Origin of the sequence: Pseudomonas sp. 5P_5.1_Bac1 (assembly GCF_025466015.1) — a bacterium.
Taxonomy (GTDB): domain Bacteria; phylum Pseudomonadota; class Gammaproteobacteria; order Pseudomonadales; family Pseudomonadaceae; genus Aquipseudomonas.
On the sequence record NZ_JANLNX010000108.1, the window covers coordinates 182520 to 195689 of the forward strand.

Sequence of the window (13170 nt, forward strand, 5' to 3'; positions counted from 1 at the left end):
CAGGCTCACCCTGGCGTATGCCGTGGGGTGAGCCGTTTCAGCAGGCGGTCAGTCGGTGATGGTGATGTACGGGTCCCAGGAATGGGTGCCGCCGATTTGTTGCAGTTCCTGGTTCAACAGCACGAACTCAATCGTGTACCAGATTTTGCCCGGCTTCTCGGCGGTCGCTTGCCACTCGGTGTAGGTCACTTTGTTCCCGGCGACCTTGATCGGGTTGATGCCGGCCAGGTAGGCCACCGGCGCGTCATACACGGTGATGAAGGTCGGATCCGAAATGGCCCCGTCGTAGCCCGGTTGGGAGCGACCCTGGGTCACCTTGGTGATCAGTGCAGTGGTGTCGAAGTTGCGCGACAGGGTGGTCGCGCGCCAGCGGATGTTGTCATTGCGCTTGACGTCGAACCACAGCTCGTTGCCGCCATCGAGTTCATTGCCGGTTGCTGCCTTGTCCACCAGATCGTCGCTCACTACCAGCGAAACCGCGCCGGGGACGTCGCTTGGATTGGCAATCAGGTGATCGGCGTTGACCAGCAGAAGTACGTCGACGGTTTGTGTCGTTCCAGACATGGTGTTGCTCCTTGAGGTGTGATGGGCAGTGTGCGACCGCACCCATGGCCGGCTGCCAGGGGTGTCCGTTACCCCGTCCTTGGGTGCGGTAGCGGACTCAAGCGTGGATGATGGCACTTCAATGTCAACTTTCCGGTTTTTGACGCACCCAGTACGCTCTTCAAGGACGGCGCATCCATCTCCTTGAATCCGTTCACTTGTCGATAATGTCGCGCCTCGTTCCAGGCGATTCTCCTGTGCTGCCTATGGGAAATGGCTGACGCTAGCTGTCAGAAACTCCTGGCTGTTTCCGTTGTCTGTCCCCCGCCCGCGCGCGCTCCATCGCGGCTTGTGATCTATCGTTCTGAGGATTTACCGGACACGGATGAGGCCCAATGACCTTCAAGCACATCGACCTGCGCACGCTCATCCTGCTGTTCGCCCTGGTTACCGCCGGGGTGACCCTGGCCAACAGTTTTTACGCGGCCCGGCAGGTTCAGCATCAGGTGCTGGTGGAGAATGCGCTGGAGGCCAACCGTGCCTATGCCGCCAAGGTGGCGTCGAGCATCGAGGCCTTTCTGCTCTCGGCGCAGCAGCAACTGGCCTACAGCGTCGGCCGCATGAACGTGAACTTCGATGACCCGCGCCTGCTGCATGTCGAAGCCCGGCGCATCCAGGAGCAGGACCAGGGCTTCAACGCCATCACCATCGTCGATGCCGAGGGCCATGTGCTGGCCGCGTGGCCACCGTCGCTGCTGCGCGATGGCCAGGCGCTGACGTCCAGCGGCGCCGAGCACGCGCTCAACAGCCGCGTGCCGTTGATCAGCGATGCCTACACCTCCAGCGCCGGCAACCTGGTGGTGTTCATTTCCCATCCTGTGTTCGATGCGCAGAAGCGCTACCTGGGTTTTGTCGGCGGCGCCGTGTACCTGCGCGAGAAGGGCATCCTGCACACCCTGATCAGCAACCACTTTTACCGCGACGGCACCCTCAGCTACGTGGTCGACAACAACCGCCGCCTGCTTTATCACCCGCAGTTCGACCGGGTGGGCAGCGTGGTCGGGGCGAACCCCGCGGTGGACGCGCTGCTGGCCGGCGACAGCGGCGCGATGCAACTGACCAACTCGCAAGGGGTGGAGATGCTCGCCGGCTTCGCCAATATCCCGCTGACCGGCTGGGGCGTGGTGTCGCAGAAACCCTACCGCGACACCGTGGCCCCGCTCGACAGCCTGATGTGGCAGATGCTCTACCGCACAGCGCCCGTGGGGCTGCTGATTCTGCTGGGGATCTGGTGGATGACGCGGCTGATCACCCGGCCGCTGCGCCAGCTTGCGGACAGCGCCAATGCCATGGAGGCCACCAGTTCTCCGGAGCGCATCGACAAGGTGCGTGCGTGGTATTTCGAGGCGGACCACATCAAGCGTGCCTTGCTGCGCGGCATTGCCCTGATGCAGGAGCGCATGGGCCGGCTCAACCTGCAGGCGCAGACCGATCCGCTCACCGGGCTGTTCAACCGCCGCGCCCTGGGCGAGGCGACTGGCTTGATGGTCGAGCGGCAGCGAACGTGTGCCCTGGTGACGCTGGACGTCGATCACTTCAAGTCGATCAACGACACCTACGGCCACGACGTCGGCGACGAAGTGCTGGCGCGTCTGGCCGGGTTGCTGCGCCAGTGCTCGCGGGACGGTGATCTGGCGTTTCGTTTGGGCGGGGAGGAATTTTTACTGCTGCTGCCGGACACCTCGGTGGCCGATGCCAGCGAGGTTGCCGAGCGCTTGCGACGGCTGGTGGAACTGACCCGGATCGAGCCGGTGGGTCACGTCACCGTATCGCTCGGCGTGGCCCACTGCGCCGACGGCGGGGATTTCGCCGAGGCGCTGAAGCGGGCTGACGACTTGATGTACCAGGCCAAGCAGGCCGGGCGTAACCGGGTGCTCAGCGAGCCGCTGTGAAGCTGACCTCGGCGGTCGGCTCGACGTGGATACGCGAGCCGAAGCTGGTCATGTTGGTGAAGATTGCCAGTCAGGAGACTGGGTAATGGCGACCAGGCGCTAGCCGAAAGGTTTTCAGCGCTCTCAAGATCGAGCGCCGCCCGCGCGGCGCATCGCGACGGTTCGGCGCCCCGACAAGCTCGCTCCTACATTTTTTGCAACGTGCCTATGCCTGTCAGGCCATGGTTGACTGCCTTGGTGGTTCGACTCGATTTTAAGGCTGGGGGGCTTTCAGCCTCCTTGCACTCTCCAGCCATGCACCAAGGCTGACTACGCGAATCCCACAGGCTATGGCGCGTTGCAGCAAATGTAGGAGCGAGCTTGTCGGGGCGCCGAACCGTCGCGATGCGCCGCGCGGGCGGCGCTCGATCTTGAGCGCGCTAGAAAATTCCCGACATGCGCCTGGTGGCCATTACTCAGTCTTATGACAAGCGACTTCCAGCCATCACATGACCGAAAGATGTGTAGATACCCATGCTCTCAGGTGCGGGCTGCGCGGGATCGCGCCGGGACACGGTCCAGTCGAAAAAAAACGCAGGTTATCCCGCCCGCCTGGCCCTGTGCCAGCCCCTTCCGGGCCAGCACCTGTTATTTCTGTCAGTAGTCGGAAAATCAATCTCTGGTTAGTTTCGGCGGAGGGCGGCCCAGTTGGCGCCGTTCCTCTACCGAAGGAGAACACCTCATGCCCCGGCGCTCCCGTGTTTCCGCACCTGCTGCTCAGCCCCGGGACCTGTTACAGACGGGACTCGATTCCGCGTTCAGCATTGCTCGCGGGACCGTGGAGCAACTGATGGCGCGGCGACCGGACCTGGCCGGTGACGAGGCGCGCGCGCTGCACCAGCGCGCCAGCACCCTGGCGGTGCTGGCAGCGCGGCACTACCGCGAACAGCGACTGACCGGCAGCGTCTCCGCCAGTGAGCCCTGGCGCACCGGCCTGCGCGCGCTGGTGGACGGGCCGACCTTTGAAAGCCAGTTCCAGCCCAGTTGGGGGGATAACTGCCTGCCCGGCGCCATCGAAGCGACGACCTCGCCCGTGGCCTACCTCGTGGCGTTGTACCAGTGGGTGACCACGGTCATCGAGCCGATGGCCAATGACCAAGCCATCACCTTGGCGCAGCGCCGCCCGGACCTCGCCGCCTTGATGCTGGACAACCAGGCGTTCGAGCGGGTCGAGCCAACCATCGGCATCGTCAACGGCATCCTCGAGCATGCGGCCCGCAAACACCTGGACGACCATAACCAGAAAGACCGCACGGTGGACGATGCCCTGGCCGAAACGCGCTACCCGTTCACGCTGCCGTTCGAGCGTTACCTGTCGCAGATTCGTGCGGTGCTGCAGCGTGAAGACTATGGCCTGGGTGACCTTATCCGCGAGTTGGACCCGGACTTTCCGTACTTCTGCCAGGGCGGGCTGCATTCGCAGCGTTCCGACGATGCCCTGCAAATGGACATGGCCATGGGGCCGGAACTGCGAGCCTTGTTGCTGGAGAGTCCTTACTTCCCGCGTGGCGCCAGGCGGGCGAGCACGCGCTCGGTGCAGACCCGGACCCACCCGCGCACGCTGTTGCGCGAATCGGTACACGCCGCCCAGAGCGGGTTTTTCATGCGTCATTACGGCGTGGATGCGGCCAAGAATCTGCTGGACCTGAGTGCGTTCAGCCTGCGCACCACCCTTGACCAGGACTCCGTGGCGTCGCTGCTGTCGATCGAACACCATGCGCCGACGGCCTCGCCCAACGTCCCGGGGCTGGCGCCGGCGAGTCCGGCGCGCTTTGGCTCGACCTACATCAACGCCGGCCAGGAACCGGTGATTTCACTGGTCAGCAAGGACGGCAGGCACACGTTGACCGACTGGACCGAGGACCATTTCGACCGCATGCAGCGGGTCATTCGCCTGTCGCGCGGGCTGGGCCTGGCGCTGGGTGAAACCGACCGTCTGCTCGATGCGGCGCTGCTGGCCGAGCATGGCGAAGCGGGGCGCGGCGCGGACATCAGCGAGAACACCCTAAGGGCGTTGGGCCTGTTCTGTCGGCTGCGGCGTGATTTCAAGGTCAGCGCCGAGGACTTCGCCGCCCTGTTGAACGGCCTGGCGCTGTACGCGCTGGGCAGCGAGGTGGCGCAGTTCGACCGGGTGTTCAACGACCCGACGCTGTTCAGCGAACCCTTGCTGCTGGACGACAGTGTCTTTGACATCGCGCCGTCCACCGAGGCGCAGTACCGCAAGGTCCATCATCTGTGCAGCGCCCTGGGGATCAGCTTCGAGACTTACCTGTACGTCGCCCGTTACATTGCCCAGACGCTTGGCGAGCAGCAGCTTCTGGACGGCACGGTGCACCAGCAGTTGCATTGGTCGCCGGCGGTGGTGTCGGCCTTCTACCGCCTGACGCGCTTGCCGGCCTTGCTGGGGCTGAGCAGCATCGAGGCGATCGCGCTGCTGCAACTGATCGGCCAGCGCGGCCATCAATACGTGTCCCGGCTGATCCGGCCTGAACTGGCGGTGCACCAGCACACGCACCTGAGCGATACCCTCAGCGTGATCCAGTCGCTGACCGACACGGTGCAGTGGTGCCGCGACAACGACCTCACGGTCGCGTGGCTGTACCAGCACCTGATGCCGCTGGCGCCGGTCGCCGCGGCCAGCGACCGTGAGCTCGATCTGCTCAAGCAGATCAACGGACGCATGTTGCCGGCGATCCTCAGCGAGACGACCTTCATCGATGCTGGCGTGCCCATGGAGGCGGGGATCGATCATCCGGTGCCCATCGACTGGTTGCAGCAGCTCGATCACTTCGTCTCGGCGCAGGGACTGGTCCGCGAGTTGCCCGGCTACCGCAACACCGATGCCTATGAAGAGGCCCTCAAGGCGCGGTTGCAGATCATCATCGACAACCTGGAATTGTCCCCGGCACCGGAGCTGCTGGTGCGCCTGTTCCAGTTGGTGATGGGCGCCCGCGCCGCGCAGCAGAGCCTGGTCTGGGAATCACTGGCCAACACCCTGGGCGGCAGCGCCGAACTGAGCCGCGAGTTGCTGGTCTGGACCGGCGGCAACAGCTATCAGTTGCTTCAGGAGGTCTTGCGTCTGTTCGACGGCAGCGACCCGACGCCATTGCCGGTGCCGGTGGGCGACGAGGTCCTGGCGTTGCTGGCGCGCCTGACTCACCGCATGGGCATCGTCGAGCACCTGTCCCTCAGCCCGCTGGCCTTGCGCAGCTACATCGCCCACCCGGAGTGGTTTGATGCGGCGGGCGAGCCCGGCCCAGATGCGGCCGACATCAGCTTTTCCCGGCTGCATGTGCTGGTGCAATACCGTGCGCTGCTGGAGCGGACCCGCCAGGGCGAACAGGCGATTCTCGATTACCTGAAGCTGGTCAACAGCCTGCCGCCGGACCTGACCGAGCAGGACCTGCTGATGATTCGTGAGGATGCGGCCGGCAAGATCGCGCTGTTCACCGGCTTCGGCATTCGCGATGTGCTGGAGACGATGGCGGAAATCACCGCCACCGGCTTCGTCACCACGGTGCGCCAGCTTGATCACCTGGTGCGCGTGCGCCAGGCCTGCCAGACCCTGCAACTGGGCAGCAGCGCGGCCATCGCCTTGAGCCGGCTGCGCAGCAACAGCTCGCGCGAGCACTACCGCAATGCTGCCGAGGGCGCCCTGAGCAGCCTGACCGGGCATCTGCAGGATCAGGTCGGTGTGGACCAGGGCGAACTCGGGCAAAGCGAGGCCTCCTGGATCGTCGTCGACACCCAGCAACTGGTGGCGGGCTCCGGTGAGAAGGCCCTGTGCCTGCTGACCGTGAAGAACTTTCTCGGCCAGCCGATGGCCGACATCACGGTCACCTGGGAAAGCAGCCTGGGCCAGTTGCACGCGCCATCCTCGACCAGTACCGACGAAAACGGCCAGGTCAGCGTCGAACTGCTGGCCGCCGGAGAAATGGGCGTGGCCCAGGTGATTGCGCGCTTCGGCCTGGACCGGCGGATTCTGGCGCCGTTGATTCACATCGACTGCGACGAGGCCTCGCTGCGCTTCAAGGACCCTGTCTGCGAGCCGACCGAGGCGCTGGCCGACAATCTGCAAACCATCAGCTTTCATCTGCAGTTGCTCGACAAGTACGACAACCCCGGGCGGGACCGGGTGTTGGCGTGGAGCACCGACCTCGGCACGTTCGAGCGCCCGCAAACCCGCACCGACGCCCAGGGCTTCAGCCGTGCGGGGCTGCGCAGCCTGTCATCGGGGCTGGCGCTGGTCATCGTCGATTTCGCCAGCAACGGCGAGCGCGAGCGTTTCGAACCGGTCACCTTCCTTGAACAGCCGTACTTCCAGTACGTGCGCTTCAGCGGCCCGGCGGCGACCACCCAGGAAGTGACCGTGACCTGCCGGGTGGTCAACCTCGACGGCAGCCCGGTGGCCGGCGCCTCGGTGGACTGGACCGCGGACCTCGGCGGCTTTGTCGAAGACCCGGCGCACAGCCTGACCGATGCGCAGGGCATTGCCAGTATCACCTTCCTCAGTGCCGTGACCGGTCAGGTGCGGGTGACGGTCAATGCCGAGGTGAAGGACGTGCCGTTGCAGACACTGACCTCCGATGCGGTGACGGTGCACGAACTGCCAAGGCTGTTCTACATGTATCCGGAAGAGCAGGACTTCGTCATTTATCAAAGCAGGCCGGCCCACTTCGAGGTCGGACTGATGCCGGAAGCGGCGGGTTATCCGGTCACCTGGTGGGAAGGCGAGCAATTGCTGGCGACCACCGCCACCGACCGCTATGGCAAGGCCGAGTATCAGCGTCACTTCACCCAGGCCGAGCTGGGTGAGCACACCATCCAGGTGCGTTCGATTCGCGAAGATGACGTGTTCGACTACAAGGTCCGGGTGGTCAGCGCACATGACCAGCTCACGGCCCATATCGCCGATGACAGTGCCGGGCTCTTGCCGGTGGTGGGGGCGGCGGAGACGTTCGCCGTGGACCTTGGTTTTGCCGGCGGCGTGCTGATCCGCGCCGTGCGCAGCGACGGCTCGGGTGACGCCGATTGCCGCCTGACATTCAGCCTCGGCAGCGGCGCCGATCCCTCGCGCCTTGGCCTGCAACTCGACCCGCCGATGGGCAGCCCGGTGGACTGCGATGCCAAAGGAGAAGTGCTGTTGAGCATCGACGCCACGCGAGCCGCCTTCGAGGCCAACAGCGACCCGTACAACAACGAAGTCGTGCTGAACGTGCTGTCGAACCTTGGCGTGACGCTGGTCCTGCGGGTTCGTCTGCGGGAGGTCGTGGACCTGACCCTCGGCACGTTGCGTTTCGCCCTGGACAGCAACGAACTTGCTTCCTACGCAGGGTTGTCCGGCTACCTGCGGCGCTTGAATGGCAACGCCGCGCCGAGTGTTCGTGAGACGGCCAATACCTTGCGCCTGACGGTCCGCGGGGCGACCCACAGCGCCGATAGCGCCTTGCACACCGACAGCGCCGGACGGGTGTGGATTTACTACCCCGTTGTGTTTGGCGGGCCGGGGGCCCTGAAGCCCCATTGCACCTTCGAGCCGGTCGATGGCCTGGAGAAACGCCTGCACCTGGTGACGAACAGCATCGAACCGGAACCGCTCAGCAAGGCCGCCCGGATTACCGTCACGGCAACGCCGTCGGACGCGCTGATCGAACTGGACGGCGACTATCTGCTGGACCACGGCAGCATTCACCGCTTCGTGCTGAATGTCAGCGATGGGTCCGGGGGGATCAGCGGCGTGCGCTTGCTGGGGCCAAGCCTGAACCTGCGGGGCGCGTTGTACACCAGTGATGGGTTGAGCGATCAGGCGGGCGACATGCTGCTGACGGTCGATACACGCAATGCCGATTGCGTAGCGTCCTCCATGCCACTGATCTTTGGGGCTGTGGGCGAAACAATCGACGTGCGCGTCTGCGAGTTCGTGGTCATGGATACGAACCTCCAAATCGATCTTGGAGCCAGAAAGGTCAAGGCGTCGGTGGAGTTCTCCCGACGTGAAGAGCAAGTGTTCGGCTCAACCAACACCTGGTATGGCTTTTTCAGGATAGAGGGCGGCGCACTCAACCCTGTCACGTTCAAGGGCGACCCACGGCGTGTGCAAGGGTCGAGCGTCTGGCTGTCGACACCGGTGCCCGGCAGCCTGGAGATCGGATTGTCATTCCCCACGAGTCAACGCCTGTACCTGCTGGGTCCGACCGACTTCCCCATCACTGACGACCTGCCTTCGGGAGATGCATCATGACCCCTCTGTTCGGCACCCTCGCACAGGACCATCGCGATGCCCTGGTCGCCTATTACCTCGGCCAGATCGTGCCCCAACACACGGTGCCAGCCGGGCAGGGGCTGGTCACCGAGCAGGACCTCTACGAATTCCTGCTGATCGACAACCAGGTCAGCGCGCAGGTGGACACCAGCCGCGTGGCCATGGGCATGGCCAGTGTCCAGCAGTACCTTCACGCGATCCTCAATGGCATGGAGCCCGGTTACCAGGGCGTGTTCGACAGCAAGGCGCAGCAGGAATGGCGATCGAGCAAAAGCGAGTACGCCGTGTGGGCCGCCAACCAGATGCTCCAGGACTACCCGGAGAACTACATCGATCCGGGCTTGCGCCTCAAGCAGACCCAGGGCTTCCGCGCGTTCGTCAATGACATCAACCAGAGCCGGATTTCCACCGACGCGGTGCAAAAGGCGCTGCAGCATTACCTTGGCAAGTTCGAACACATCAGCAACCTCGACGTGCTCAGCGGCTATATCGACGGCATGGATTTCCGCCACGCCGAGTACTACCTGATCGGCCAGCAGAACGTCGAGCCGCACGCCTACTACTGGCGCAAGGTCAGCGTGCGTTTCGCCGCCGAGGACGCGGCTGCCCGTGCCGACGATTACCTGAGCCCGACGGCCTGGAGCGAGTGGTTGCCGGTCGAGATTCCCAAGGGGCACAGCGTGCTGCACATCCGTCCGCTGGTGATCGAAGGGCGCCTGCACGTGGCCTGGATCGAGCACCGCCTGGAGCAGAAACCGATACCGGCGCGGCGTGCCGACATTCCCGGCCTGTTCGAAGAGGTCTCGCGCTACAGCGTCAACCTGGCGTATCGCACCCTGGACGGCAGTTGGTCCGTACCGATGAGCCTGCCGTTGTTGAGCAGCCAGGATCATGTCGTCGGCGCCGACGCGTTCGCCGCCTTCGTCAGCGAGTCCGACCCGCACGACAAGCGGATCGTCCTGGCCTACGGCGCCGACAATGCGTGGGCCAAGGATTTCGAGGTCATTGTGCTGAACATGCGCTTTGGCACGGTGTTGCACGAAGTGGTGGGCGGCTTGCCAACGGATGGCAGCTACCTGGACAAGATCGTCAATGCCCTCGGGCATTTCTCAAGCGACTCGCACGAGTTCCAGCACCCGCTGGCGACAGACCGCGCCGCCCACACATCGGTACACCGGGACCCCGACGGCGAGCACAACGAACCAGGGCCGCACAACGCCAAACTGTCGTTGTGGGCAGGGTTTGGGCAGGCCACCGACGGCAGCTATCTGCTGTTGTGCCAGGGGATTTGCGACCTGCTGCTGATGGGCTGGGATGGTGAGTACTGGCAACTGCGGCGCGGCGTTCTGCGGATCACCTATCACCCCAGCCAAGGCGCGGAGCAGACGCTGGAGCAAGAGGTGCTGCTGAACGGGGGCGCCCAGATGAGGTTGATGCAGATCCCGCTGGGCCGGGATTTCGACGCCATTCCTCCGGTCCTGGCCCTGAGTTTCAGCCTGGGCCCGGATGATCTTCATGGCGTCGTCCAGTTCGCCGTGGAGGTGGGCGCGTTGGCGACAGCGCGTCCGAGCATCGTTGTGCAGCCCGACGGCAGTCAATTTCTCGACCTGGCCGCGCTCGACCTGCAAGGCTTGCGCTACGTTCGCCTGAACACGCTGTTTGCCAAGGATCTGGTGGCCCGCGCCATGGTCTCGGTCGATGCGCTGCTGAGCTGGGATACCCAGCACATCGAAGAACCGCCGTTGCCCGGCAGCTCGGCCAGCCAGCTCATGGATTTCCATGGCGCCAACGGGCGCTATTTCTGGGAGCTGTTCTTCCACATCCCGCATGCGGTGGCGTGGCGCCTGCACCACGAATTCGACTACCTCGCCGCCGAGCAGTGGCTGAACTACCTGTTCAACCCGCAGGCCCGCATCAAGCCGACCCATCCGCCAAGCCCGTTCTACTGGTCGGTGCGACCGCTGGAAGAGGAAGGCCGGGGCGAGTACGAAGTGGACGGCATCACCGACCCGGATGCCATCTGCTATTCGCAACCGGTGCACTACCGCAAGGCGATCTTCGCCTTCTACGTGCGCAACCTGCTGGCCTACGGTGACCTGCTGTACCGGCGCCTGACCCGCGATGCGCTGACCGAGGCGCAACTGATGTACACCCGCGCGCTGAACCTGCTCGGGCCCAAGCCCGATAACCGCACGGTGGGGCGCTGGGAACCGGTGAACCTGGAACAGGCCGCCGAGCCCGACAGCGCGCTGCTCGCCGGCATTGACGCGACACTGCCGCAGGCGCTGTCGCTGCACCTGCCGGTCAGCAGCGGGCCGTGGCTGGAGCTGCTCGATTCCCCGCGTTTTCGCCTGCCGGTCAATACCGAACTGCTTGAACTCTGGGACCAACTGGCCAGCCGCCTGAACAACCTGCGCAACAACCGCACGCTCGACGGCAAGCCGCTGATGGTGCCGTTGTACGCCCCGGCGCTTGACCCCAAAGACCTGCTGCGCGCGCAAAACAGCGGCAGTGGCCTGGTGCAGCGCAGCGTCGGCAGCCTGGCGCCGATTCCGCCGTTCCGCTTTCGGGCGCTGTTGCCGCGCCTGCAAAATGCCGTGGAAACCCTCGGCCGGTTTGGCGAACAGGTCCGCCTGTACCGCGAAATGAAGGACCGCGCCCTCCAGGAAGAACTGCAGCAGTCCCATGTGCTGGAGCTCTCGCAGTTCTCGATCCAGTTGCAGGGCGCGGCGCTGGAGCACGCCGAAGCCGGGTTGTTGGCGCTGGAGGCGAGCCGGCGCGTGATCGACAAACGCCTCGGGCATTTCCAGGCCCTGGCGGCGGAAAACATCTCCAGCACCGAGCAACACGTCATGGACTCGTACCTGACGTCGACGATTCTCGGCACCAGCGCGCAAGTGATGCAGATCGCCGCTGGCGCGACGCAGATGGGCTCGTTCATCGCCACGGCATTCGGTGGCGGTCACATTCGCGTCGGGGCGGCGGTGCTGGCGGCGTCCGAGGGCCTCGACATGGTCGCGGCCATCACCAGGACCGCCGCCGACCGGCTCGGGGTCACCGAGCAGTACCGTCGGCGCCTGGAGGAGTGGACCCTGCAGCGTGACCTGGCAGAGGCCGAGTTGGGAGCCATCGATGAGCAGATCGCCGGCCAGCGCACCGCCATCGAGATGGCGCGTATCCAGTTGGCGCAGGTGCGCAAGGGCGAGCAGCAGTCCCAGGACTATTACCGCTTCCTCAAAACCCGCAGCACCAACGCCGACCTGTATCAGTGGCTGCTCGGGCAGATGTCGACCTTCTACTTCCAGGCCTACGACGCAGTGGTTGCCCTGTGCCTGAACGGCGAAGCGTGCTGGCAGTACGAGATGGGCGACTACCAGACCCGCTTCATCCAGCCCAATGTCTGGTTCGACAATTACTACGGGCTGACGGCCGGCGATGCCTTGCGCCTGCAACTGCTGCGCATGGAATCGGCTTATCTCAAGCGTTTCGAACGGCGCCAGGAGTTGGTCAGGACCTTCTCGCTCAAGGCCCTCTTTGACAGCCAGTCCTACCCCGAGACGTCCTGGGCGGCGGTACTCGAAGAGCTGGCCGAGGGCGAAAGCGGCAGCCTCGGTTTCGAGCTGTTCGCCCGGTTGTTCGACGACGACTACCCCGGCCATTTCCTGCGCCAGCTGGTCAGCGTCTCGGTGACCCTGCCGGGGCTGGTGGGTCCCTACCAGGACGTGCGTGCCGTGCTGACCCAGATTTCCAGCCGCACCGTGCTCAAGGCCGACCCACGGGCCATGAACCACCTTTATGGCAAACCCGACAGCGACACCCGTCATATCCTCTACAACCCGCGGGCCAGTCAGAGCATCTGCCTGTCCCGCGGGCTGGACGACCACGGCGTGTTCCAGCTTGATTTCAATGACGAGCGTTACCTGCCGTTCGAAGGCACCGGTGCGTTGTCGCGCTGGGAACTGCGCTTTCCGCACCATAGCTCGGCACAGCAACAGGTGTTGCTGCAGAGCCTGACCGACATCATCGTGCAGGTCCGCTATACGGCCCTGGACGGTGGGCCGGACTTTGCGGCGCATGTGGAGGGGTTGCTGGGTGGTTGAGGGGGCCGGGAGGTGCATGCCGGGATTTTTTCAGCGCTCTCAAGATCGAGGGCCGCCCGCGCATCGCGAGCAAGCTCGCTCCTACATTGGTTGCAACGTACCTATGTCTGTCAGGCCATGGTTGACTGCCTTGTTTGTACGACAGCCTCCCTGCGGTTCATCGCCAATCGCCAAAGGCGGGCAACACCCTTCTGACAGGCCATGGCACGTTGCAACCAATGTAGGAGCGAGCTTGTCGGGGCGCCGAACCGTCGCGATGCGCCGCGCGGGCGGT

Annotated in this window: 4 protein-coding genes; 3 read left to right on the forward strand and 1 reads right to left on the reverse strand. The window is 64.5% G+C overall.

All coding sequences use genetic code 11. From position 1 onward, the window contains the following. Positions 1 to 48: 48 nt before the first annotated feature. Positions 49 to 564, reverse strand: a complete 516-nt coding sequence (locus NTD82_RS24160) for an AidA/PixA family protein (protein WP_095153674.1) — start codon at positions 562 to 564, stop codon at positions 49 to 51. A gap of 374 nt (positions 565 to 938) precedes the next feature. On the opposite strand from NTD82_RS24160, the gene NTD82_RS24165 reads away from it, so the two are divergent. The 3 genes from NTD82_RS24165 (at position 939) to NTD82_RS24175 (ending at position 12896) form a co-directional block, all read left to right on the forward strand. Beyond that, a complete protein-coding gene (locus NTD82_RS24165; RefSeq protein WP_262130577.1) occupies positions 939 to 2495 on the forward strand; it encodes a sensor domain-containing diguanylate cyclase in 1557 nt (518 codons plus the stop codon). Between the two features lie 721 nt (positions 2496 to 3216). Then, positions 3217 to 8775: a Tc toxin subunit A gene (locus NTD82_RS24170; RefSeq protein WP_262130578.1), complete on the forward strand. Its 5559-nt coding sequence runs from the start codon at positions 3217 to 3219 to the stop codon at positions 8773 to 8775. After that, positions 8772 to 12896: a neuraminidase-like domain-containing protein gene (locus NTD82_RS24175; RefSeq protein WP_262130579.1), complete on the forward strand. Its 4125-nt coding sequence runs from the start codon at positions 8772 to 8774 to the stop codon at positions 12894 to 12896. The genes NTD82_RS24170 and NTD82_RS24175 overlap by 4 nt, the downstream gene beginning before the upstream one ends. The last annotated feature ends 274 nt before the right edge of the window (positions 12897 to 13170 follow it).